The 24782-nt window shown below is 55.9% G+C and carries 26 protein-coding genes; 8 read left to right on the top strand and 18 right to left on the bottom strand.

Annotation, left to right across the window (positions count from 1 at the left end; genetic code table 11):
- Positions 1-187: 187 nt before the first annotated feature.
- The 7 genes from IEV29_RS13075 to cyoA are packed head-to-tail and all read right to left on the bottom strand — an operon-like array spanning position 188 to position 7000.
- Entirely contained in the window at positions 188-724 is a 537-nt protein-coding gene (locus tag IEV29_RS13075; protein WP_188381858.1) for a response regulator transcription factor, read from the bottom strand.
- A complete protein-coding gene (locus IEV29_RS13070; RefSeq protein ID WP_188381718.1) occupies positions 714-2057 on the bottom strand; it encodes an ATP-binding protein in 1344 nt (447 codons plus the stop codon). Before IEV29_RS13070 ends, IEV29_RS13075 begins: the two co-directional genes overlap by 11 nt.
- Before the next feature lie 23 nt (positions 2058-2080).
- Positions 2081-2923: an SURF1 family protein gene (locus IEV29_RS13065; protein WP_188381717.1), complete on the bottom strand. Its 843-nt coding sequence runs from the start codon at positions 2921-2923 to the stop codon at positions 2081-2083.
- The gene (gene cyoD, locus IEV29_RS13060; protein ID WP_188381716.1) at positions 2920-3354 is read right to left on the bottom strand and encodes a cytochrome o ubiquinol oxidase subunit IV; all 435 of its coding nucleotides are present in this window, start codon (positions 3352-3354) and stop codon (positions 2920-2922) included. Before cyoD ends, IEV29_RS13065 begins: the two co-directional genes overlap by 4 nt.
- Entirely contained in the window at positions 3351-3986 is a 636-nt protein-coding gene (gene cyoC, locus IEV29_RS13055) for a cytochrome o ubiquinol oxidase subunit III (RefSeq protein ID WP_188381715.1), read from the bottom strand. The genes cyoD and cyoC overlap by 4 nt, the downstream gene beginning before the upstream one ends.
- A complete protein-coding gene (gene cyoB / locus IEV29_RS13050) occupies positions 3979-5976 on the bottom strand; it encodes a cytochrome o ubiquinol oxidase subunit I (protein WP_188381714.1) in 1998 nt (665 codons plus the stop codon). The genes cyoC and cyoB overlap by 8 nt, the downstream gene beginning before the upstream one ends.
- Entirely contained in the window at positions 5960-7000 is a 1041-nt protein-coding gene (gene cyoA / locus IEV29_RS13045) for a ubiquinol oxidase subunit II (RefSeq protein WP_188381713.1), read from the bottom strand. Before cyoA ends, cyoB begins: the two co-directional genes overlap by 17 nt.
- 177 nt (positions 7001-7177) lie before the next feature.
- On the opposite strand from cyoA, the gene IEV29_RS13040 reads away from it, so the two are divergent.
- From IEV29_RS13040 to IEV29_RS13025, 4 genes are all read left to right on the top strand, one after another.
- Complete coding sequence (locus tag IEV29_RS13040) at positions 7178-8533, top strand: MFS transporter (protein ID WP_188381712.1); 1356 nt, start codon at positions 7178-7180, stop codon at positions 8531-8533.
- Positions 8534-8696: 163 nt separating this feature from the next.
- On the top strand, positions 8697-9296 hold the full coding sequence (locus IEV29_RS13035) for a type 1 glutamine amidotransferase domain-containing protein (protein WP_188381711.1): 600 nt from the start codon (positions 8697-8699) through the stop codon (positions 9294-9296).
- A gap of 84 nt (positions 9297-9380) precedes the next feature.
- Positions 9381-10490 (top strand): DUF481 domain-containing protein, encoded by a 1110-nt coding sequence (locus IEV29_RS13030; RefSeq protein ID WP_188381710.1) that lies wholly within the window; start codon positions 9381-9383, stop codon positions 10488-10490.
- A gap of 93 nt (positions 10491-10583) precedes the next feature.
- The gene (locus IEV29_RS13025; RefSeq protein WP_229726393.1) at positions 10584-12149 is read left to right on the top strand and encodes a phospholipase D family protein; all 1566 of its coding nucleotides are present in this window, start codon (positions 10584-10586) and stop codon (positions 12147-12149) included.
- Positions 12150-12233: 84 nt separating this feature from the next.
- On the opposite strand, the gene IEV29_RS13020 is transcribed toward IEV29_RS13025, so the two are convergent.
- Positions 12234-12632, bottom strand: coding sequence for a response regulator (locus IEV29_RS13020; protein WP_188381709.1), 399 nt, complete (start codon positions 12630-12632; stop codon positions 12234-12236).
- 201 nt (positions 12633-12833) lie between these two features.
- Here IEV29_RS13020 and IEV29_RS13015 point away from each other — a divergent pair, with 201 nt between their 5' ends.
- Complete coding sequence (locus IEV29_RS13015; protein ID WP_229726392.1) at positions 12834-13793, top strand: TIGR01777 family oxidoreductase; 960 nt, start codon at positions 12834-12836, stop codon at positions 13791-13793.
- Positions 13794-13821: 28 nt separating this feature from the next.
- Here the strand turns inward: IEV29_RS13015 and IEV29_RS13010 are convergent, their stop codons facing one another.
- The 9 genes from IEV29_RS13010 to IEV29_RS12970 form a co-directional block, all read right to left on the bottom strand.
- Positions 13822-14394 (bottom strand): RBBP9/YdeN family alpha/beta hydrolase, encoded by a 573-nt coding sequence (locus tag IEV29_RS13010; RefSeq protein ID WP_188381856.1) that lies wholly within the window; start codon positions 14392-14394, stop codon positions 13822-13824.
- Positions 14388-15227 (bottom strand): EAL domain-containing protein, encoded by an 840-nt coding sequence (locus IEV29_RS13005; protein WP_188381707.1) that lies wholly within the window; start codon positions 15225-15227, stop codon positions 14388-14390. The genes IEV29_RS13010 and IEV29_RS13005 overlap by 7 nt, the downstream gene beginning before the upstream one ends.
- A 66-nt stretch (positions 15228-15293) precedes the next feature.
- Entirely contained in the window at positions 15294-15512 is a 219-nt protein-coding gene (locus IEV29_RS13000) for a TOBE domain-containing protein (protein ID WP_188381706.1), read from the bottom strand.
- Between the two features lie 49 nt (positions 15513-15561).
- Positions 15562-16380, bottom strand: a complete 819-nt coding sequence (locus tag IEV29_RS12995; protein WP_188381705.1) for an ATP-binding cassette domain-containing protein — start codon at positions 16378-16380, stop codon at positions 15562-15564.
- A gap of 9 nt (positions 16381-16389) precedes the next feature.
- Positions 16390-17223 carry an aliphatic sulfonate ABC transporter permease SsuC gene (gene ssuC / locus IEV29_RS12990; RefSeq protein WP_188381704.1) on the bottom strand — a complete coding sequence of 278 codons (834 nt, stop codon included), beginning with the start codon at positions 17221-17223 and terminating at the stop codon, positions 16390-16392.
- Between the two features lie 11 nt (positions 17224-17234).
- Positions 17235-18383: an FMNH2-dependent alkanesulfonate monooxygenase gene (ssuD, locus tag IEV29_RS12985; RefSeq protein WP_188381855.1), complete on the bottom strand. Its 1149-nt coding sequence runs from the start codon at positions 18381-18383 to the stop codon at positions 17235-17237.
- 73 nt (positions 18384-18456) lie between these two features.
- Positions 18457-19434, bottom strand: coding sequence for a sulfonate ABC transporter substrate-binding protein (locus IEV29_RS12980; RefSeq protein ID WP_188381703.1), 978 nt, complete (start codon positions 19432-19434; stop codon positions 18457-18459).
- Between the two features lie 151 nt (positions 19435-19585).
- The gene (ssuE, locus tag IEV29_RS12975) at positions 19586-20179 is read right to left on the bottom strand and encodes an NADPH-dependent FMN reductase (protein WP_188381702.1); all 594 of its coding nucleotides are present in this window, start codon (positions 20177-20179) and stop codon (positions 19586-19588) included.
- Positions 20180-20239: 60 nt separating this feature from the next.
- The gene (locus IEV29_RS12970; RefSeq protein ID WP_188381701.1) at positions 20240-21244 is read right to left on the bottom strand and encodes a sulfate ABC transporter substrate-binding protein; all 1005 of its coding nucleotides are present in this window, start codon (positions 21242-21244) and stop codon (positions 20240-20242) included.
- Between the two features lie 301 nt (positions 21245-21545).
- Between IEV29_RS12970 and IEV29_RS12965 the strand changes: the two genes are divergently transcribed.
- Both IEV29_RS12965 and IEV29_RS12960 read left to right on the top strand, forming a co-directional pair.
- Positions 21546-22595: an NADP(H)-dependent aldo-keto reductase gene (locus IEV29_RS12965; protein WP_188381700.1), complete on the top strand. Its 1050-nt coding sequence runs from the start codon at positions 21546-21548 to the stop codon at positions 22593-22595.
- Between the two features lie 93 nt (positions 22596-22688).
- Positions 22689-23249, top strand: coding sequence for an NADPH-dependent FMN reductase (locus IEV29_RS12960; RefSeq protein WP_188381699.1), 561 nt, complete (start codon positions 22689-22691; stop codon positions 23247-23249).
- Positions 23250-23311: 62 nt separating this feature from the next.
- Here the strand turns inward: IEV29_RS12960 and IEV29_RS12955 are convergent, their stop codons facing one another.
- Complete coding sequence (locus IEV29_RS12955; protein ID WP_188381698.1) at positions 23312-23716, bottom strand: diacylglycerol kinase; 405 nt, start codon at positions 23714-23716, stop codon at positions 23312-23314.
- Between the two features lie 228 nt (positions 23717-23944).
- Between IEV29_RS12955 and IEV29_RS12950 the strand changes: the two genes are divergently transcribed.
- The gene (locus tag IEV29_RS12950) at positions 23945-24745 is read left to right on the top strand and encodes an IclR family transcriptional regulator (RefSeq protein WP_188381697.1); all 801 of its coding nucleotides are present in this window, start codon (positions 23945-23947) and stop codon (positions 24743-24745) included.
- The last annotated feature ends 37 nt before the right edge of the window (positions 24746-24782 follow it).

The raw sequence follows: 24782 nt of genomic DNA, 5'->3' as shown, positions 1-24782 counted from the left end.
TACTCGTGAATATTTCAGTTTTGAATTAAATATTCGTTAAGATGGCAAATTATTTTTATCCCGCGGGAAGTTTTTTCAGAAACCACGATGGAAATTACGCGTTAACGCGTAGGCGGAACGTATCCTCTTGGCAAGCACAGCCTCCCGCACGCCACGCAAAGCGCATACCTGCTTTGCGTGCCACTTCCTATTTGACGCGCTGCTTTTCCAGCTTGCGCGCCAATGTGCGACGGTGCATTCCCAGACGACGCGCGGTTTCGGAGATATTGAAGTCGGTTTCGACCAGCACCTGATGAATACGCTCCCATTCCAGCGTCTTGATCGAGGTCGAGCGATTGGTCAGTTCGATATCCGTATTGCCGGCAACGTGGTTGAAGGCCGCTTCAATGTCATCGGTATTCGATGGCTTGGCCAGATACTGACAGGCACCGAGCTTGATGGCCTCGACCGCAGTCGCCAGACTGGCAAAGCCGGTCAGCACGACGATCAGCATGTCCGGATTGTGCTGATGCAGCATCTGTACACACGCCAGACCGGATGAATTGCCTTCGAGTTTGAGATCGACCACGGCATAACCGGGTGAATGCTCTTGCAGGACCTTGGCCGCTTCATCCTGATTGGCAGACAACAACACCTTGTAGCCACGCCGCTCGAACGAACGTGACAAGGTACGTGCGAACGCCGTATCGTCTTCGATAATCAATAGTTGCCGATCAACCGACATGTTGTTCATCTCCTTCCAGACTGATCGAGGACAGTGGCAACACCACCTCGACGATCGCGCCGCCCTCTTCGCGGTTGCGGGCAACGATGGTGCCACCCAGCTTGCGCGCAACGTTTACCACCAGAAATAATCCAAGTCCCCGACCCGGTCTATTTTTGGTGGACTGATAAGGCTTGCCAAGCTGCGTCAGGATCGTCGCCGGAAACCCCGGGCCGACATCGGTAATCCGCAGACACAGGGATTCGCCCTCGCGCGAGACATCAAATCCGACCCAGCGTGGTGATGCTTCGGCCGCATTATCCAGCACATTCCAGATCATCTGCTTGAGTACCGAATCAAACGCAACAGGCACATCCTGCTCGATACGATTGACGTAATCAAAGTCGGTGACGCTGCGTTTATCGCGCCAGTCGTCCACCAGTTCATCAAGAAAGGTGCGCAGTGTCGTCTTGACCGAAGATTCGCCACGCGCCTCGCCCGCCGACAACAGAATGCTGCTGACGATGCCTTTGCAGCGCAGAATCTGCGCCTCCATCTCGGCAATCTCATCCTGCACTTCACTATTCTGAAATTCGGGCATGCGTCGCCAGTCACCAAGAATGACGGACAGCGTCGAAAGTGGTGTTCCCAATTCATGCGCCGCACCGGATGCCAGCAGACCCATCCGCACGATATGCTCTTCCTCGACAGCACGATTACGCAGATTGGCGAGTTCGGCATCGCCTGCCCGCAGATTGGCATTGATGCGAATAATGAAGAACGCCAGCAAGGCTGCATTCAATACAAAGCAGATCAGGATGCCTTGCACGTACAAGCTGAAGAACAGCGTTTCGCTCTCGCTTGGCAAAACCAGCGGATGCGAAAACGCAGACAGGCCAACCAGACAGGTACTGGTGATACCGACAATCATCCAGGTCGACCATGCCTCGAGCAGCAAGGCACTGAGGATGATTTGCAGCAGATAGAGAAAAACGAAAGGATTGGTGGTGCCGCCGCTCAGATACAGCTGGGCTGTCAGGATGGCAACGTCCACCAGCATTGCAAGGAACAGTTCCTTGTTGGAAACCATCGGCCGCTCGTGCCAGCGCAAGTGACTGGCCAGATTGAAGGCGACCAGACACACCAGTACTTCCAGCATCAGGCGCACCGGAAGCTCGATGCCGAACACCACCGTGACCACAAAGATGGTGGAAAGCTGGCCGATCACGGCGATCCAGCGCAACTGAATCAGTTGCTGCATGTTCTTGTGACCGGTCAGGCTGGTACCGAGTGCATCTCGCCAGCGCTTTCCGGCGCTGTGCTCGGCCGCTGCCGTTTCGCTTTTTCCTGACATTCAGGTTTCCGTGGCTGTCTTTGTCAATCGGCGGGTGCGGCAGCGGCGCGACGTTTGCGCTCCGTACGCGCAATCCACACCACGACAGCCACCACCATCAAGGCAAGAGCATACCAAGTTAGTGCATACACCAGATGGTTATTATGAAACGAGATCACCGTCAGACCGCCAACCGGCTGCACCGCACCGTCCAGCAAGGGATCGGTCAGCACCTGTCGGGACGCATCGGCATCAATGAAGTACGGTGCCACCCGCGTCAGGCCACGCGCCTGGGCAACCGCCGCGACATCCCGCGAATGCCAGCGATCTGCTGCCGGATCATTGGCGCGTAAAAAGCCGCCACCCGGTTCGGTGATACGGAGCAAGCCATTGACCTCGACCGGTTCAGTGGCAGGCGCCAATGCATCGGCAGCCTTGCCAGCCATCGCCGCACGAATCCGTGCCGCATCCTGTACAGATACAAAACCGCGATTGATCAGTGTGGTGCTGCCCTGCTCATCGCGCAATGGTGTCAGCAACCAGTAACCCGCACCCAGCTCGGTCGTCGCCTGCGTCAGTGCCGATGCCTGATACTGATAATGACCACGGACGGTGACATGGCGGTATTCATCGGAAGCGGCATTCACTTCGGACCAGCGATCCGGCGTTGGTGCTGCAACCGGCGCAGCATGCGCACGTTGCTCGACGCGTTCGATCAAGGCCAGTTTCCACTGCAGACGATAGAGCTGCCAGGTCCCCAGCGAGAAAAAACCGGCGAACAAAATAACGGCCAATACAACCAGAATCAGCCGGGCGGATTTTGAACGTAAAAGCGGCTCGGCTTCTTCCGAAGCCGAGCCGCTTTTCAGGGCAGTCCTGTCACTCATTTGCTATGCGACAGATGTCCTGCATCCGGTGCGCCAGCAGGCAGCGTCAGGTTGTGTGCCGCATCGTGCATCATGCCTGGCATCATGTTGTGATTCAGGTGATACATGACCCAGATCGAACCCGCCAGCATGATGATCACGACCACGACCGTGAAGATCAGCGCCAGCATCGACCAGCCACCTTCCACCTTGCCATTCATGTGCAGGAAGTAAACCATGTGCACCACGATCTGCACGGCTGCAAAGCCGAGGATGACGAAAGCCGTCGTGTTCGAGTTCTGGATGACATTGCCCATCACCAGCCAGAACGGAATTGCCGTCAGGATGACCGACAGGATAAAACCGACGACGTAGCCTTTGGTGGTGGCGTGATAGCCGCTGTCGTGGTCGTCATGACCGTGGTCGCCGTGTGCGTGTGCGTGATCGCTCATGGCAGAACTCCCATCAGATAAACAAAGGTAAAGACGCCGATCCAGACCACGTCCAGGAAGTGCCAGAACATCGACAGGCACATCAGGCGACGACGGTTCTCAGGAATCAGACCATGCTTGTTCAGTTGCACCAGCAACGTGATCAGCCAGATGATACCGAAGGTGACGTGCAGACCGTGGGTACCGACCAGCGTGAAGAACGCCGACAGGAACGCGCTGGTTTGCGGCGTCGCACCCATGTGCCACAGGTGATAGAACTCGTACAGTTCAACCGCCAGGAACGCTGCACCGAACACGCCGGTAATGGCGAGCCAGAGCTGGGTGCCCTTCAGGTTCTTGCTCTGCGCAGCAATCATGGCCATGCCGTAGGTGATCGACGACAACAGCAGGAATGCCGTGTTGATGGCCACCAGCGTCAGGTCAAACAGTTCTGCACCCGTTGGACCACCTGCGTAGTTACGACCGACCACTGCATACACTGCGAACAGCGAGGCAAAGATCAGACAGTCACTCATCAGGTAGATCCAGAAGCCCAGCATCGTGCTGCCTTCCGGATGATGCTCATGCACGTAATAACGTGGATCAGCGGCGCCGCTCAGGGCGCCATGCGAAGTTGCGTGTGTATCAGACATGGCTTTCCAGCAAACGAGTACGTGCTTCTTCGGTGCGGGCTACTTCATCCGCAGGGATGTAGAAATCACGTTTGTAATTGAAGGTATGGATGATCGAGGCAACAACGATGCCTGCGAACGTAAGGCCAGCCAGCAGCCACATTTGCCAGACGAGGAAGAAGCCCATCGCACCGCTCATCGCAGAGATGATGAAACCTGCTGCCGTGTTCTTTGGCATGTGGATCGGCGTAAAGCCTTCCAGCGGACGCTGATAACCGTTCTTCTTCATGTCAGCCCAGCTATCGGTGTCATGCACGCGTGGGGTGAACGCGAAGTTGTAATCTGGTGGTGGCGACGAGGTCGACCATTCCAGCGTACGGCCATCCCATGGATCACCGGTCACGTCACGCAGCTTGTCGCGTTTCAGGAAGCTGACACCGAACTGGATCAGCATCGAACCGATACCCATCGCGATCAGCACTGCACCGACTGCAGCGATCTGGAACCAGATCTGCAGCGATGGATCGTCGAAGTGGCTCATACGACGGGTCACACCCATCAGGCCGAGAACGTACAACGGCATGAAGGCAACGTAGAAACCGATGACCCAGAACCAGAACGAGCACTTGCCCCAGAACGGATCCAGCTTGAAGCCGAATGCTTTCGGGAACCAGTAGTAGATACCGGCAAACAGACCGAACAACACACCGCCGATGATCACGTTATGGAAGTGCGCGATCAGGAACAGGGAGTTATGCAGCACGAAGTCGGCAGGTGGAACCGCCAGCAACACGCCGGTCATACCACCGATGACGAAGGTCACCATGAAGGCAATCGTCCACATCATTGGCAGCTCGAACGAGATGCGGCCACGATACATCGTGAACAGCCAGTTGAAGATCTTCGCGCCGGTCGGGATCGAAATGATCATCGTCGTGATACCGAAGAACGAGTTGACGCTCGCTCCCGAACCCATCGTGAAGAAGTGGTGCAGCCACACGAGGTAGGACAGGATGGTAATCACAACGGTCGCGTACACCATCGAGGTGTAACCGAACAGACGCTTGCGGCAGTACGTCGACACCACTTCGGAGAAGATACCGAAGCAAGGCAGGATCAGGATGTACACCTCTGGGTGGCCCCAGATCCAGATCAGGTTGACGTACATCATGGCGTTACCGCCAAGATCATTCGTGAAGAAGTTGGTACCCACGAAACGGTCCAGTGCCAGCAGCGTAATGACTGCGGTCAGGATCGGGAACGAAGCAACGATCAGCACGTTGGTGCACAGCGAGGTCCAGGTGAAAACAGGCATCTTCATCATGGTCATGCCTGGCGCGCGCATCTTGACGATGGTGGCGATCAGGTTGATACCGGACAGCGTCGTACCCACACCGGCCACCTGCAGCGCCCAGATGTAGTAATCGACCCCGACGTCCGGACTCGCAAGAATGCCTGACAGCGGCGGATACGCCAGCCAGCCGGTTTTTGCAAATTCACCGATGAACAGCGATACCATGATCAGGACGGCACCGAAGGTGGTCATCCAGAAGCTGAAGTTGTTCAGGAACGGAAACGCAACGTCACGTGCGCCAATTTGCAGTGGCACCACATAGTTCATGAAACCCGTCACCAGCGGCATTGCCACAAAGAAGATCATGATCACGCCGTGCGCCGTGAAAATCTGATCGTAGTGGTGCGCGTTCAGGTAACCGAGGTTGTCGCCGAAAGCGATCGCTTGCTGCAGACGCATCATGATCGCGTCGGCAAAGCCGCGCATCAGCATGATCAGACCGAGGATCATGTACATGATGCCGATCTTCTTGTGATCGATACTGGTGATCCAGTTGCGCCACAGCGGGCCCCACAGGCGGAAATAGGTCAACGCACCCAGCATCGCGATGCCACCAAGGACAACCGCGCAGAAGGTGACGATGAGAATCGGCTCGTGAAGCGGGATCGCGTCCCAGCCCAGACGGCCGAAAATCAAGTGATTAGTATGCTCTTGCATCTTCGTTCTTCATCAAATTTGGAGTGGAACTGCACACTTCGCTGTTGATCAGCGCAAGGCGTGCCGCAGCTTCATTTTTGGACAGGTTGCGTGCAAGGACATCAACGCGCAGACGGTTTGCATCCGCTGCCATCATGTCTTTCATGCAAACAGTGCCAGGTTCGACGCAACGATTAACGATGGCTTCGAACAGTTCTGCGTCCAGTTTGCCGTAACGACGCACAGGCTCACGTTCACTTGGTTTTTCCAGTTCAACGTAATTGGTGCGATCCATCGATTCAGCGTTTTCGGCCTTGGTCTTTTGAACCCAGGCAGCAAACTCTTCATCGCTGACAGCATGATATTTGAAGCGCATGTGCGAGAAACCCGCGCCGCTGTAGTTGGCCGAGAAACCTTCGTAGGTGCCTGGCTTGTTCATGACAGCGTTGAGGGTGGTTTCCATACCTGCCATGGCGTAGATCTGGCCAGCCATCGCAGGAATGAAGAACGAGTTCATGACGGTCGATGCCGTGATCTTGAAGCGGATCGGCGTATCGATCGGTGTCACCAATTCATTCACCGTCGCGATGCCTTGTTCCGGATAGATGAACAACCATTTCCAGTCCATCGCGACAACCTGCACGGTCATCGGCTGGTGATCGGCTGGCAACGGACGGCTGGCATCGATACGATCAAGCGGACGATACGGATCCAGCTTGTGTGTGCTCACCCAGGTAATCGCACCCAGAATGATGATGATCAGCAGCGGTGCGCCCCAGATCAGCAATTCGAGCTTGGTCGAGTGATCCCAGTCAGGTTCATACTTGGCTTCGGTATTGCCCTTGCGATAGCGCCAGGCAAACACGAAGGTCAGAATGATGACCGGAACAATAATGATCAACATCAGCAGCGTCGAAACGATGATGAGGTTGCCTTGCTGGGCTGCGATATCGCCAGAAGGATTCAGCAGAACCAAATCGCATCCGGACAATAGTAGTACGAGCGGTAACAGCCATAGCCCGCGACGTGTGAATAAATGAGTCATTCCGTACATACAGAGGTTTGGGAGGCTGCTACTGTAATCTCAATTACGCAACCTGCCGATTGGACGTTTTGTCCCACCTTTTGATAAATCAGGTGTAAATTAGTATCAAGACGTCTGAACAGTGAGGTAAAGCAGGGTAATTGATGGACTAAACCAAAAGAAATGGAGGCGAGGATCATGGCTACCACTTATAACGCTGGACTGTCTGCCCATCCAGGATCACCAGGGCATCACGATTCCTTGAGTAGTCAAACCGGCAACATCAATGCCCAGGGGGGCAAGGTCGAACCAGGAGAAATCGCGATCGGGGTCGTACTGGGTCGCACTTCCGAGTACTTTGACTTCTTTGTCTACGCCATCGCCTCCGTCCTGGTGTTTCCCGCCGTGTTTTTTCCGTTCGAAGAACGTCTGACCGGCACGCTGTATTCTTTCCTTATTTTCTCCTTTGCCTTTTTGGCCCGTCCCTTTGGTACCGTCGTGTTCATGGAAATTCAACGACGCTACGGTCGGGAAGCCAAGCTGACACTCGCCTTGTTCATTCTCGGCTTCTCCACGGCAGGCATTGCCTTTCTGCCAACATACGGCACACTGGGTGCGATCGCCATCCTTCTGCTGGCCATGTTCCGTATTGGTCAGGGCGTGGCGTTGGGCGGTTCCTGGGATGGTCTGCCCTCCCTCCTTGCGATCACGGCACCGCCAGAACGCCGCGGCTGGTACGCCATGCTCGGCCAGTTGGGCGCGCCGATCGGCTTCATGATCGCTGCCGGCCTGTTTGCCTATCTGGTTTATACCCTGTCTCTGCCAGATTTCCTGGAGTGGGGCTGGCGCTATCCGTTCTATGTGGCATTCGCCATTAACGTGGTAGCCCTGTTTGCTCGTTTGCGTCTGGTCTCCACACCCGAATACACGGAGTTGCTGGATGCACAGGAACTGGAACCAACCAGTGTGGTTGAGCTGTCGCGCTCGCAAGGCCGCAACGTATTGATTGGCGCATTGGCAGCATTGGCCAGCTACGCCATGTTCCACGTTGTGACGGTATTTCCCCTGTCGTGGATCAATCTGTATTCGGCGCGCTCAATCAGTAACTTCCTGGTGATCCAGATGGCTGGTGCGGTACTCGGTGTTCTGGGTGTGCTGTTCTCGGGCCTGATCGCGGATCGCTTCGGACGTCGTAACACCCTTGGCACCTTTGCAGCCATGATCGCCGTGTTCAGCGCCTTTGTGCCCGCCATGATGAGCGGCGGCATTGGCGGCCAGAACACTTTCATTCTGCTCGGGTTCTTCCTGCTGGGTCTGTCTTACGGTCAGGCACATGGTGCGGTATCGGCCAACTTCCAACGTAAATACCGCTATACCGGCGCTGCGTTGACGTCGGATCTTGCTTGGCTGGTCGGTGCCGGCTTTGCACCGCTGGTCGCGCTGGGCCTGTCGGCACACTTTGGTCTGGGTTATGTCAGCCTGTACTTGCTGTCCGGCGCTGTCGGTACGCTGGCCGCACTGAGTGTCAATCGCGCCTTGGCATCCCGCAACTAGCTCGGCTTGCCTCGCTGCATCAAAAGCCTTGCGGTCTTGCCGCAAGGCTTTTTTATTGGGTACCGCGCAGCAAGACCTTCCACTTTTTCAACAGAATTGGAAAGATTGCCTGAACTATCACGTTTTTCGGGACTCCCTCTGTTTTATGGAAAGGAGAACGCCCATGTCTACTTCTTTAAATGGAATGCGAGTCGCTATCTTGGTAACAGATGGTTTTGAGCAAATCGAGCTGACCTCACCCAAAGCTGCACTGGAAAAGGAAGGCGCAACGACGATCATTGCCTCCGATCAAAAGGGACAGGTGCAAGGCTTTCACCACGACAAGAAAGCCGATCATTTTCTCGTCGAACAGATTTTTGATAACATCGACCCCAACGATTTTGACGCCGTCTTGCTGCCGGGTGGCGTACAGAATTCGGACACCATCCGCCTCAACCAGCCTGCACAACGATTTGTGCAAGCCATGCAAAAGCAGCACAAACCCATCGCCGTCATCTGTCACGGTGCCTGGCTTCTGGTCTCTGCAGGTCTGGTCAAGGGACGCACACTGACCAGCTGGCCTTCCCTGCAGGATGACATCCGGAATGCGGGCGGCGAGTGGGTTGATCAGCAAGTTGTTACCAATGACAACTGGATCAGCAGCCGTAAGCCCGATGATCTGCCCGCTTTCAACAAGGCTGTGATCAAAGCCATCTCCGACTACAAACAACAAAGCGTGCGTGGTACGGAAGATGAAAATGCCGTTGGCCTTGCCGCAGGCTAGTTAACCAGAACGGTGTCACACAGAGCAGGCAATCGCGACAGCGGTTGCCTCTTTTTGCATCCAGCGCAATCAATCAGGAAGCACATGTTTTACCCAACGCCATCGTCTCTGCGCGACATGGTGATTGATCGTTCCAAGGGAGTCAGCAATATGAACAGCAGCACCTCAGCACGTCTCAAACGTCGTACCTCCGCCTTATGCCTTCTGGCCACCACCACCCTCGCTGCTTTGTCCACACACGCAGCCACTGTCACACTCAACAATGGCGACCAGATCTCCGGCACACTCAAACAGTTGACTGGCGACACGGTCATATTTGAATCTGCCGTTTTTGGCGAGATCAAGATTCCCTTCAAGGAGGTCAGCAAGCTGACCACGGATGAAGATGTACGCGTACAGCTCAGCGATGGCACGGCGCTCAAAGGCAAGGTGGCGATGCAGGATGACGGTGCTGTCCAGATTGCCGAGCAACCGACCGAGGCACCGCTTACCGTGCCGCGCCAGCAGGTCGCCGCCTTCAATCCACCCATCATTGACGAATCGATGAAGTACACCGGCCGTCTGGATCTCGGTGGCGCGATGAATCGTGGTAACTCAACCGATGAGAAGCTCAATATCAACGGCGAATTTGTCGCACGCGACATCAAGAACCGTTACACGCTTGGCTGGGAATTCAACGAAGCCAGTTCTGCACAGGTGACCACCACCTCCAACCGCCGTCTGCTTGGCAAATACGATCGCTTCCTGAATGAAAAGGATTACATCTTCTTCAGCGTAAAGGGAGAAACCGACAAGATGGCTGCGCTGGATCTGCGCAGTTCAGTCGGTACCGGTTATGGTCGCCAGTTCATTGAAACGCCAGAAACCAAATTTTCAGGCGAGGTCGGCGTCAACTACATCAAGGAGCGCTATGCGACTGCGCCGGACGAATCCTTCCCGACCCTCAGCCTTGGCATGAAGTACGACCGCAAGTTCTGGGAAGACAAACTGGTCTTCTTCGAATACCTGAGCATCGATGCCAGCCTGGAAGATGCCAGCGATACACTGCTACGTAATCGCATCGGCTTTCGTGTACCGATCGCCAAGGGTCTGAACCTGAGTACGCAGTTCAACCTCGATTACGATAATCAGCCTGTGCCCGGCAAGAAAAAATCCGATCGTGCCTTCATCGTCAGTATCGGTTACGGGTTCTGACCCGAATTCTCTGCGCAGCAAGACAAAAAGCCGACTCCTGTAACATGGGTCGGCTTTTATTTATCTTCAGACCTTTCAGACCATGCCAACAGCATGGCAGCATCTCGAATGAAGTCACTGAACATCGCATCACTGGCCGCACTGTGCATGTTACTTGCCCTCGCTGGCTGCAGCGCTCTGCCCTCATTGGATAACCGGACTCGCAGCACGGCACTGGATGAAGCCAGCGCCAACGCGACGACGCTCGGACGTGCCAATCTACCTCGCACGGCTGCACATCCGGACAAATCCGGCATTCACGTCCTGCAAGACGCGCACGATGCCTTTGCCGCCCGCATGCTATTGGCGCATGCGGCAGAAAAAACGCTGGATGTACAGTATTACATCTGGCGCAACGATCTGACCGGCACCATGTTGTTCGAGGCGCTGCACAAAGCCGCCGACCGGGGCGTGCGGGTCAGATTGCTGCTCGACGACAACAATACGGCCGGACTGGAAACGGCATTATCCGCACTCGATGCGCATCCCAATATTGAAGTGCGGCTGTTCAATCCGTTCGTACCGAGACAGCTACGCATCATTGGTTATCTGACCGATTTTTCGCGTGCCAACCGGCGCATGCACAACAAATCATTCACTGCCGACAATCAGGCCACCATTATCGGTGGCCGCAATATTGGCGATGAGTACTTTGGCGCCACCAGCGGTGTGCTATTTGCCGATCTGGACGTGCTGGCAGTTGGCCCGGTCGTCAAGGATGTCTCGCGTGACTTTGATCGCTACTGGGACAGTGCCTCGTCCTATCCGGTCGGGCTGGTGTTGCCGCCGGTCGATCCAGAAGAATTGCAGCAGTTGGCAGCCAACGCAGCATCGGCCGAACGCAAATCCGAAGCCGCCGCCTACATGCGCGCGTTGCGTCACGCCACCATACTCGGCAAGCTGGCCGCCGGCGATCTGCCGCTGGAATGGGCGACCACCCATATGCTCAGCGACCATCCCGATAAAGGTTTGGGACGCGCAGCCGATCATGAATTGATCACGCACGACCTGTTGCGCATCATCGGCAACGCGAGTGCGGACGTTGAACTGATTTCGCCTTATTTCGTCCCGACCCAAGCCGGTGTCGACGCGTTGGTCGCGATGAAGAACAAGGGCGTCAGGATTCGCATCCTGACCAATTCGCTCGACGCCACCGACGTTGCAGCCGTGCATGCCGGCTATGCCAAACGCCGTGCGCCGTTGTTGAAAGCCGGTATCGAGCTTTTCGAACTGCGCCGCCTGTCACCCACTGCCAGCAAACCGGAAAACAAGGGAAAAATCGGCAGCTCAGGATCCAGCCTGCATGCCAAGACCTTTGCCATCGATAGGGAGCGCGTGTTTGTCGGCTCGTTCAACTTCGATCCCCGTTCTGCCCGTCTGAATACCGAACTGGGTTTCATCATTGAAAGTCCCGCACTAGCCGCCCGGATCGACGATGCATTCGAGAACGACATCCTGCACAACGCCTATACCGTACACCTGGATGAACACGGCAAGCTGTACTGGAATGAACTGGTGGATGGCAAATCGGTGCGCCACGACATCGAACCCGGCACCTCTGCTTTCCAGCGTAGCGCCGTCCGGTTTCTGTCCATCCTGCCGATTGAGTGGTTGCTGTAGTCGTGCAATTACCCTCCCTGCCGATCACGCGGACATAAAAAAGGGGATCAGATAACTGATCCCCGAAAACGCCCTGGCTCATCCTTAAGCCAAGGACTCCGCATAACTGGAACCCGGCATGGTGATGCAATGCATATCCTTGACGCGTGCCATCAGTTGCTCGATCTCGCTGTTCTTGGCAAAAAAATGCTCTACGCCCTGATCGCGCACAAGCTCGCGATAATCAGGCACGCTGCAGTTACTCAAAATCCATACTCGGGTGCGATTGCCGGACTTGCGGATTCGCTTCAGTGCATTGATCCCGTTACCGCTTTCCAGACCGATATCCATCAGCACCAGATCCGGACGCTTGCGATCCACCATGTCGACCGCTTCATCTTCACTGGCTGCATGACCGACAACTTGCACGCCCTGGATTCTTGCCAGTTGCAAAGTCAGTCTTGCCCGCACAATTACCGAATCTTCCACCAGAACGATCTTCATTTCCGACTCCTATTGCATCCATCACATGACTGCATTCTAGAAATCGGGGATTAAAACGCACAGTCGCAAAGCCCCTTCCGCATCGACAAGAAAGACTGAAACATGTGTAGGGAAATCCTCACGCACTGCTCGCGGGATTGTGTTTTAGGAAAGTTAAGGCTATATCTGAGTCATCGCTGGCGTTTACCAAGGAATATCTTCATGTCTGACACATCAACCTCCGCCATCCACTTCAGCGACAAGCGCATCACGGTATTGATTACCGGTGCAACCGGCTTCATCGGGAAGAAACTGGTGGCGGCACTGCTGAAAGATGGTCATCAGGTCATCGCACTGACACGTGATCCAGCCAAGGCAAATGCCATGTTTGCCGGCCAGGTGCGTTGCGTTCAGGAGCTGGATGACTTGAGCGATACGGATGCGGTAGACGTCGTGATCAATCTGGCCGGTGCACGCATACTCGGCGCACGCTGGAGCGCTCGACGCAAGCAGACCTTGCGCGCCAGTCGTGTCGGTCTGACAAAAAATCTGGTGTCGTGGATAGCCAACGCGCAACACAAACCTGCACTGCTGCTATCAGGATCAGCCGTCGGCTATTACGGTATTCAACATCAGGACGATCCGACACCGCTTGCGGAAGATGCGCCACCGCAAGCCATCTTCATGTCGCAGCTCTGTCAGGAATGGGAACAGGCGGCCGGCACCGCGAGACAGGCGGGCGTGACAGTCGCCTGTATGCGCTTTGGCATGGTGCTTGGGCACGAAGGGGCGTTACCGCTGATGATGATACCCGTCAGACTGGGTCTGGGAGGCCCACTTGGTGGTGGCAGACAGATGCTGGCCTGGATTCATGTCGAGGATGTACTGCGCGGTATGGCGCACCTGATTCAGGCTTCCGCGCAGGACAGGCCCATTGCAGCCGCCTACAACTTCACGGCACCACATGGCACGACACAGGCGGAATTTTCGCGTACGGCTGCGCTCATCCTGCATCGCCCTTGCCTTTTCCCGACGCCGGGATTTCCGGTCCGCCTGTTACTGGGCGAACAGGCAGACATCGTTCTCGAAGGACAGCGCGCCGTACCTGTGCTGTTACAGAAAGAAGGATTTCAGTTCCGCTATCCCACGGTAGACGATGCCTTACAGGCGTTGCTGCGCTGAATCGAACGTTCGTCGCGTCCGGCAACGACTAGCGCAAGACCGACAGATGCCGCGGGTGGGCCAGCGTATCGGCGATGTCGCGCAAACGCTCGAACTGTTGCCACCCCTGCTCCCAGTCACCCAGGCCGGATTCGGCATTGATATGCCCTAAGGCGCCCGCGTTCAGAAAGCCACAGCCCCAGACATCGGCCCAATAGGAAGCACGTGCCGCATTCATCCACGGGTCATTGGTGCTGCCGACCACAACCGATGGGCAGGACAGCCGCACATCACGCAAGGCATTGGCAACGTGAAACTTGTCCGGATCGGCAGGTGCCACCAGCAAGGCACCAGCGATGTTGAAACGGCCATGGCGATTGGCATGGATCGTCGTCAGACAACCAAAGCTGTGTGCCACGATCAGGGTTGGACGATCGGACTGAGCCAACGTCTGCTCCAGTTTCCATGACCAGCGCGGCAGATCAGGGATCGACCAGTCATCCTGATGTACGCGCTCGAAGTCCGCATGTTGTGCTTCCCAACGGCTTTGCCAATGTTCAGGTCCGCTGCCATGCAGGCCCGGCACAATCAGAACGCGATAGTTATCTCTGGTCGTCACGATGTCGCTCCCAGCGGCTGTTGTTCAGACACGATATCCCACTCTGCGAAGACAGAACGCGGCTGATCCCACAAATGACCTTGCACCTTCAATGACTGCGGTGCGCGCTCTGCGAGACGAAGCAGCTTGTCATGCACGCCTTGCGACTCGACACGTTTGAAGACGACGCTGACATGATTCGTCTGCGCTTCCAACAACAGCTCCAGTGCCGCCACTTCGTCATACAACTCGCGCACATCCACCTTGATGACATCCGGGCGAATCTGCGTCAGTTGTGCCAGCCCCTGACGCACGTCGGCAACATTGATCGCCAGACGGAAACCATTGCGACGGTAGTTGTCCGCAACGTAATGTGCAATCCACGCCTGATCCGGCTGGATCATGGGCAGTTGCAGAATGATCTTGCGGTGCGGCAAACCCAGGACATCCAGCACATGGCGGAAAGACATGCCATGGTTGCTGTCGACGGCCGACAGCAAGCGTGCATGCACGCTCAGATACAGATCGGCGTCGACCAGCTCCGGCTGGCGATAAAAATTCAGTACATGCAGCAGGCGGCACAGACGATCCAGTTCAATAGACTGATCGTCGGTCGCCACCGTATCCAGCAACTTCCATACGCTCAAACCAGCATCATTTCGGGAATGGCTGCGCATGTAACCCTGCACACCCACGATACGATGGTCGGCCAGCGTACGTATCGGTTGATAAACGCTAGTCAGGGTCGAGTTGAGATAACGTCCGTGCGCCTTGCCCTGCGGATCCAGCCACAGCGACGTATCCACTGGCGTATGGCGCAAGCGATCAAGATAGTCTTGCAATGCAGGGAATGTCATGGCGTTCTCCTAAAACCCGATCCTGCTCGTCTGCAACGCATGCAGATGAGCAGGCCTTCGCTTCGATTACAGCAGTTTGGCGAGCGATACTTCGGTCGCTTTCACCAGTGCCACGACTTCGGTGCCGATCTTCAGATCCAGATCCTTGACTGATCGCGTGGTGATGACGGAGGTCACGATACCGGCAGGCGTATCGACGTCGATCTCCGACACGACCGTGCCTTCGATGATGTTGCTGATCTTGCCTTTGAACTGGTTGCGTGCGTTGATTTTTTCGATGCTCATTGATGTTCCTTGTTGACGATGATGATGAAAATGATTTGCCTGAATGGTTCTAGACTGCCCAGGCAAATTGATTAACGGCCTTGAGCAGGGACACATCGCCAAGCGAGGCATCCGGGTCATTGGCCGAAGCCGGTTGCTGCAGGACGCGCGACAGAATCCGCTCTTCCAGTTGTGCAAAGGTCAGGTTGCCGCGTGCCCTTGGACGTGCCAGTGGAATCTGTTCGTCGAGCGTGATCCGCCCGTCTTCGATCAGGACCACACGATCGGCGAGCGCAATCGCTTCCTGCACATCGTGCGTGACCAGCAAGGCGGTAAAGCCACGCGCTTGCCACAACGATTCGATCAGTTGCTGCATCTCGATCCGTGTCAACGCGTCGAGTGCACCCAGCGGTTCGTCCAGCAACAGCAATTCCGGGTCGTGGACCAGTGCGCGCGCCAGAGCGACACGCTGACGCTGCCCGCCGGACAGCACGGCAGGCCATTCGCCAGCGCGGTCTTCCAGACCGACCTGGCGCAAGGACTTGCGTGCATCTTCCTTGTGCGACAAACCGAGAGCGACGTTATCGAGCACGCGCTTCCACGGCAGCAAACGCGAATCCTGGAACATGATGCGGGTCTCGGGACGCTGGCCGTTTTCGCCAAACTGCAGCGTGCCGCGATCGCCATTTTCAAGTTCCGCGATCAGGCGCAGCAAGGTGCTCTTGCCGCAACCGCTGCGACCGACCACAGCGACAAATTCGCCCGGTTCGATGTTCAGATCGACCGACTTCAGTACGTCGCGCCCGTTGTACGACTTGTACAGGCTCTTGATGGCAACACGAATACCGCGCTTGCCTGTACCGACCGCTTGTTTCAATTGACTGGACATGACAATTCCTTAATGACGATAACCGGGATGCCAACGCAACCAGTACCGTTCCAGCAGGCGCGACACCACGTCCGCCAGCTTGCCCAGCAAGGCGTAGAGCAGGATGCCGACCAGTACGATATCGGTCTGCAGAAATTCCCGCGCATTCATCGTCATGTAGCCAATACCGGATTGCGCAGAAATGGTTTCTGCGACGATCAACAACACCCAGACCAGTCCGAGCGAAAAACGCACGCCGACCAGAATCGATGGCAAGGCGCCTGGCAGGATCACGTCACGATACAAAGGCCAGCCGGACAAGCCATAGCTCTTGGCCATTTCGATCAATCCTTTATCGACCGAACGGATGCCGTGAAAGGTATTCAGATACACGGGAAAGAACACCCCGAGTGCAACGAGAAAAATCTTCGCGGTTTCCTCGATGCCGAACCACAAGATGACCAGCGGAATCAGTGCCAGCGCCGGAATGTTGCGGATCATCTGCAAAGTCGTATCCAGCAAGGTCTCCGCCGTACGGAAGGTGCCCGTCAGCAGACCCAGCGTCAGACCCAGACCGCCACCAACCGCAAATGCAGTGACAGCGCGTCCCAGACTGACTTGTACGTGCGTCCACAATTCACCCGAGACGGCGAGTGCCCACGCTGCCTTGGCAACTGCCCACGGCTCCGGCAAGATGCGGCTCGACAGCCAGCCCACTTGGGAAGCAATCTGCCAGACGGCAATCAGGACAAACGGCACGATCCACGGTACGACGCGTGACCATGAAGACGAACGCCAGGAGGAAACCGGTCGCTTGAGTTGCTGGGCGTCATCGACGCCGGTATTGGAAAGTACGGCACTCATGCATTCACTCCTCAGCTTGCCGAAACCTTGGGCAGGATATCGTTGGAAATCACTTCGCCAAACGGGCCGGTCAGCGTCGGTTCATCCGCCCTGTCCTTGCCCTTGCCGAGCAACGGGAAGACCAGTTCTGCGAAGCGATACGACTCTTCCAGATGCGGATAACCGGACAGAATGAAGGTCTCGATGCCCAAGTCGGCATATTCCTGCATGCGCGCCGCGACAGTCTCGGCATCGCCCACCAAGGCCGTTCCCGCGCCACCCCGTACCAGACCGACACCGGCCCACAAATTTGGCGAGACTTCGAGCTTGTCCTTGTTACCGCCATGCAGCGCGGCCATGCGGCGCTGACCTTCGGAATCCATCTTGGAGAAGGAAGCCTGCGCGCGCTTGATCAGGTCATCATCGACGTACTTGATCAGTTCATCTGCATCGCGCCATGCTTCCTCATTGGTTTCGCGCACGATCACGTGCAGACGAATACCAAACTTGACGGTGCGGCCACGCTTGGCCGCACGTGCACGGATGTCGGCAATCTTTTCTGCCACCGCTGCCGGTGGCTCACCCCATGTCAGATACACGTCGACCTGCTCGGCTGCCAACTCGTGCGCGGCCGGCGATGAGCCGCCAAAGTACAGCGGCGGATAGGGTTTCTGAATGGATGGATACAGCGTCTTCGCACCTTTGACCTTGATGTGCTTGCCATCAAAATCAAAACCAGCATCACCGCCCTCACCGGCCAGCGAGGCACGCCAGACTTTCAAAAATTCCGACGAGATTTCATAACGATCTGCATGTGATGCCCACAAGCCATCCGCTTCCAGCTCGGCCTGATCACCGCCAGTCACGACGTTGATCAACAGACGGCCTTTGGACAGTCGATCAAAGGTTGCTGCCATGCGCACCGCCAGACCCGGCGTACTCAAACCCGGACGGATAGCGACCAGGAACTTGAGTTTCCTAGTCTCGCCGATCAGGCTCGATGCGGTCACCCAGGCATCTTCGCAGGAGCGGCCGGTAGGCAGCAACACGCCGTCATAGCCGAGCGTATCGGCAGCGACGGCAACCTGCTTCATGTAATCAAAATCGACCTGCCGAGCGCCCTTGGAGGTGCCAAGGTAGCGGCTGTCACCGTGGGTTGGAATAAACCAGAATACGTTCAGACTCATGTGCACTCCTTGCGGTGCGTCGCCACCTCTTCAGGCGTGGTCGACGACATTTTCGTGGTTTCGTGGATCAGGGCTTGGTGGCGAGCACCGCATCCCTGACATTGATTTTCTTGGGAATCAGTTTGAGATCAGCGAACACATCAGCGATCTTTTGCTGTTCTGCAATGACTTGGGGCGACACCGGTTTGACGCCGTATGAGTAGCGTTTGGCAGCCAGTTCCACGGTCGGATAATCAAGGCCGGTTTGTTCGGCCAAAATGGTGGCGACTTCCTTCAGGTTCCTGGCACCCCACTGATCAATCTTGTCGAGTTCCTCCAGCAGGATGGCGAGCAGCCTGGGATTTTTCTCCGCATAGCTGCGCGAGGCGAGGAAGAACTGGTGATTGGCAACCAGTCCTGTGCCATCTTCCAGCACACGTGCACCGATCTGTTTTTCGGCGGCGGCGAGGAAAGGGTCCCAGATCACCCACGCATCCAGACTGCCACGCTCGAAGGCCGCACGCGCATCGGCAGGTGCGAGGAACAGAGTCTGGACATCCTTGTATTCAAGGCCGGCACGTTCAAGCGCTTTGACCCAAAGGTAATGGACGTTAGAGCCGCGATTGAGTGCAACCTTCTTGCCTTTGAGCTCTGCCACAGTCTTGATCGTGGAATTCTTTGGCACGATGATGGCTTCGCTGGTTGGCGATGGCGGTTCATTACCGACGTACACCAGATCAGCGCCGGCAGCCTGCGCAAAGATCGGTGGCGCTTCACCTGCGACACCGAAGTCGATGCTGCCGACATTCAAACCTTCAAGCAGTGCAGGGCCGGCAGTGAACTCGGTCCATTTGATCTCAATGCCTTCCGAGGCAAAGCGTTTTTCCAGCGTGCCGCGTCCCTTGAGGATCACCAGCGTGCCGTACTTCTGATAACCGATGCGCAGCACCTTGCTTTGCGCGGCCGCCAGCGTTGGTAGACCTGCCGTCAGTGCACCCAGACCAGCGGCCGACAGATAGGCCAGTGTGCGGCGACGTGCGGCGTGTTTTTCATTGTGATCCGACATACCGATTCTCCTGATGCAAAATTTCAGAAAAAGCGATCCCACCAGCATCGCAATGCCGTTCTTTCAGGACCGGGTTGATGAACTACGACAGTGAACGACTCAGCAACAGTCAGTTCGTACTAGTCGACGGCTTGCCAGCCGCAGTCTGGCGTCAAACGCTACAGCGCACAGCAGAGAATGGAATCGGATCGAATCCATTGACTGCTGCCGTTTCACGAATTGCCGCCAGACTGGACGACAAGTTCTCGATACCGTCACTGACACGTTGCGCAATGAGCGGATCAATGATCAGCCCGCTTTCGGCCGACCAGTTGATTTGTTGTTCGGTGGCGTAGATGCTGGGCAAAACATGCCGCGCATCGAGTGCCGATAACACCGGACGCAGACCGTAATCCAGCGCCAGCATGTGTGACTGACTGCCCCCAGTTGCAATCGGCAAGACCAGCTTTCCCTTCAGGCCATCCTGTGGCAACAGATCGAGAAAGGCCTTGAGGATGCCACTGTAGGCTGCCTTGTAAACCGGGGTGGCGATGACGACGGCATCTGCTTCTGCCACCTGCTGCCGTGCCGACTTCAGCACGGGATCGGCAAAGTCTGCATGGATCAGTGACTGCGCAGGCAGATCACGCACATGCAGCTTCACATAGCGGTGGCCGAGTGATGCCAGTCGTTCGCCAACATGATGCAGCAGACGGGTAGAACGCGATGGTGTAGACGGACTACCCGCGAGCAACAAGATGTTCATTTACTTCTTTCAGCTTTAAAACGATGTCGTGATATCGATGACGATACGGACAACAATCAATTACTTCGAACCTGGTTGATAGATCTTGTCGAACACACCGCCGTCCGAGAAGTGATCTTTCTGTGCCTTGGTCCAGCCACCGACGTCTTCGATCGTGTACAGCTTCAGTTTTGGAAACTGAGATGCATACTTGGCTGCCACTTTGGTGTCGATAGGACGGTAGTAGTTCTGTGCTGCCAGTTCCTGACCTTCAGTCGAGTACAAGTACTTCAGGTAGGCTTCGGCAACTTCACGGGTACCACGACGATCGACAGTCTTGTCGACAACGGTCACTGGTGGTTCGGCCAGAATACTGACGCTAGGGGCAACGATTTCAACCTTGTCCGGGCCGAGTTCCTTGATTGCCAGGATCGCTTCGTTTTCCCATGCCAGCAACACGTCGCCGATACCGCGTTCAACGAAGGTGGTGGTTGCACCACGTGCACCGGAATCCAGAACAGGCACGTTCTTGTACAGCTTGCTGATGAAATCGGTGGCCTTGGCTTCATTGCCGCCCGGTTGTTTCAATGCGTACAACCATGCTGCCAAGTGGTTCCAGCGAGCGCCACCCGAAGTTTTCGGATTTGGCGTGATGACGGCAACGCCTGGTTTCACCAGATCGTTCCAGTCCTTGATGCCTTTCGGATTGCCTTTACGGACCAGAAACACGATGGTCGAGGTATAAGGCGAGCTGTTGTGCGGCAGGCGTTTTTGCCAGTCTTTTGCGAGCAGGCCCTTGTCGGCAATCGCGTCGATGTCATAAGCCAGTGCCAGCGTCACAACGTCTGCTTCCAGACCATCGATGACCGAGCGACCTTGCTTGCCGGAACCGCCGTGCGAGGTACGGATCTTCAGATCGTCACCGGTCTTGGCTTTCCATTCCTTGGCAAAGGCCTTGTTGAATTCTTGATACAGTTCACGTGTCGGGTCGTACGAAACGTTCAACAACGAAACTTCCTTTGCATGCACCACTGGTGCAATCAATGCGAGTGCCAGAGCACTTCCAACCAATTTCTTGAGCAACATGTTTTCCCCTGAGCAGTAACTAAGTAACTTAGCGAATACAAACCGTTGGCTTGTTGAGGATGGAGATTACGGGGGCGTAAAAAAAAACAGAACGAATTGTTTCGCGGTTGCTTATCCGTTTTACGCATAACGCATGCATATCAAGGGCACAAATTGCGAACTACTTGAATCGCGCATATCGATATGACGAAGATGTCTTAGATGCGCGCCGCATATGGTGCGTAAAACCCTGCTGTGCCTGCATTGGCAATTATTGATAGACTGAAGCGCTTCCGTTTTCGCTTTAGCAACAGGAGCACGCATGCAATACCATCCACTTGGCCGCACCGATTTGCGCGTCAGCACCATCGCACTGGGCACCATGACCTGGGGCGAGCAGAATTCCGAATCAGATGCCCATGCGCAACTCGATATGGCGCTCGATGCGGGTGTCAATCTGGTCGATGCTGCAGAAATGTATCCGGTACCGCCCAAACCGGAAACACAAGGATTGACCGAGCGCTATCTGGGCACCTGGTTGAAGAAAAGCGGCAAGCGCGACAAGATCATCCTCGCTACCAAGGCAACAGGTCCGGCGCGCATGGCGCACAATCCGCAGCACATTCGCAATGGGTATTCCCGCCTGGACCGTCGTGGCCTGACCGAAGCGCTGCACGGCAATCTGGAACGCCTGCAAACCGATTACATCGATCTTTATCAATTGCACTGGCCGGATCGCACCGTCAATATCTTTGGCGCTCGTGACTATAGGCATCATGGCGAGGAAGACACCACGCCAATCGAAGAGACCTTGAGTGTGCTGGCCGAGTTTGTGAAGGCAGGCAAGATTCGCCATATCGGTGTGTCGAATGAAACACCATGGGGTATTGCACAGTTCCTGCGTGCGTCGGAACAACTGAATCTGCCGCGCATCGTCAGCATCCAGAACCCTTACAACCTGCTCAATCGCAGTTTTGAAATCGGTCTTTCCGAATTCAGTCATCGCGAGCAGGTTGGCCTGTTGGCGTATTCGCCGCTGGCGTTTGGCACACTGTCGGGCAAATACCTGAACAATGCGCGTCCTGCCGATGGCCGACTGACGCTCTTCAGCCGCTTCGTGCGCTATACCAATGAACATGCCACCAAAGCCATTGCTGCTTACGCAGAACTCGCAAAAGAGCACGGACTTGACCCGGCACAAATGGCGCTGGCGTATGTGAACAGCCGTCCTTTTCTGACCAGCAATATCATCGGTGCCACCACGCTGCATCAACTCGAACGCAATCTGGCGAGTATCGATCTGACGCTCAGTGCCGACGTGCTGGCAGCCATCGATGCCATTCATGCGCGTCATCCCAATCCGGCACCATAATGTGCGCTATCACATCGATTCACATGCAGACAATCTGGTAATGTCCTAAAGCCACGACAACCCTCTTTATCGACCACTTCGAAAAGGAACACCATGAGCCAAACCCGTAACGTCGCCGTCATCGTCGGCAGCCTGCGCAAGGATTCGTACAACCGTAAAGTGGCGGAAGCGCTCATCGCCATCGCGCCGCCAACCCTGAAACTGCGCATCATCGAGATCGCCGATCTGCCGCATTTCAGTCAGGACTGGGAAGCCAATCCGCCACAGACCGTGGTCGACTTCCGCAACAAGATCGGCGAGAACGATGCCGTGCTGTTTCTCACGCCGGAATACAACCGCTCGATTCCCGGCGTGCTGAAGAACGCCGTGGACATCGCCTCACGTCCTTACGGTCAGGGCATTCTGATGGGCAAACCAGCGGCGATTGCCAGCGCATCGATCGGTGCGACGGGCGGCTTCGGCGCCAGCCATCACCTGCGTCAGGTGCTGGTCAACGTCAACATGCCGACACTGGCGCAGCCTGAAGTCTATCTGGGCACCATCGACAAGCTGCTCGATGACAAGGGTCAACTGAGCGATGAACGCACGCTCAAATTTCTCGGCAAGTTTCTCGCCGCGTTTGAAAAATGGATCAACATCCATCTGCCTGCCTGAGCGCCCGCGCCAACAAAAAAGCCGAAGCATCGCTTCGGCTTTTTTGCTTTCTGATCGCAAGATCACGCCACAAAATATGGCCACAGGATCACGATCCAGGTTGCGCCTGCCAGTAACAACATCAGCAATACGGCCGCACTTCCAAAATCCTTGGCGTTCTTGGATAAGGGGTTACGTTCCAGAGAAACACGATCCACCACCGCCTCGATCGCAGAATTGATCAGTTCGACAACCAGCACCAGCACAAACACACCGATCAGCAACAAGCGTTCCCATGCAGCGACGGGCAGCAGAAAGGCAATGATGGCAGCCGCAACCACCAGCATCAGCTCCTGACGAAAAGCATGTTCGTTACGCCAGGCACTCCTGAATCCTTCAAGCGAATAACCCAGTGCAGAAATAATGCGCCGGAAACCGCTTTTGCTCTTGAATTGACTGACAGGCTGCGGGGATTGATCAGGGGTCATCGGTTGGTTCCGGTAGTCGGCCACAGGCGTGGCAACAAATCAGGGATGGTTCGATTATCAAACCAAGCCGCATTCTGCACAAGCAAGGAAGAATCGGATGGAGCCCATCCTGACCGATCCGCCGTGAAGCCGGCGTCAAGATCAATCCTTGCAGCAAGCGCGTTCTACGCATTGTTCTGATGTTTCACAATGTGATATAAACGTGGCACTGTACTGCCTAGACCAATTATGAGCACACCTCCCACTGCAGATCAGGACAAAACATCCATTCAAGTCATTGAGCGCATGGTGTCGCTGCTCGATGCCCTTGCCCTCCAGCCGGATCCGGTCAGCCTCAAGGAACTGGCGGCCACCACCGGATTGCACCCCTCCACCGCGCATCGCATTCTGAACGATCTGGTCATCAAGCGTCTGGTTGATCGTTCCGATCATGGCACCTATCGCCTCGGCATGCGCCTGCTGGAACTGGGCAATGTCGTCAAAAGCCGTTTGAATGTCCGCGATGCCGCCCTTGATCTGATGCGCGAACTCCATCGCAAAACCGATCAGGCGGTCAGCCTGTCTGTACGACAGAACGATGAAATCATTTATGTCGAGCGCGCGTTCTCCGAGCGTTCAGGCATGCAGGTTGTACGTGCCGTGGGTGGTCATGCGCCACTGCATCTGACATCAACCGGCAAACTGTTTCTCTCGGTCGATGAGTCCAAAGCGGTACAAGCTTATGCCAGACGCACCGGACTGTCCGGCCACAACCACAATTCGATCACGACGCTGGACAAGCTGGAAGCCGAACTTGATCGCGTCCGCACGCTTGGCTACGCACGCGACAACGAGGAACTGGAACTGGGTGTGCGCTGCATGGCTGCCGGCATTCATGATGATAGTGGCAAGCTGATCGCTGGCTTGTCCATTTCGGCACCAGCCGATCGCTTGCAGGATGCCTGGCTCGATGACCTGATCGCAACTGCACATCAGATTTCCATCGCACTCGGCTATAACGGTCATCCCAGCGGTAAATCTCGGCAATAGCCGCGCACTTTGCATTGCGGGCTGAGCGCGCCCTGTC

It is taken from the genome of Oxalicibacterium faecigallinarum (genome assembly GCF_014635705.1).
Taxonomy (GTDB): Bacteria; Pseudomonadota; Gammaproteobacteria; order Burkholderiales; family Burkholderiaceae_D; genus Oxalicibacterium; species Oxalicibacterium faecigallinarum.
Note: the sequence above shows the minus strand (reverse complement) of the source record. Positions and strands in the feature narration are given on the sequence as shown.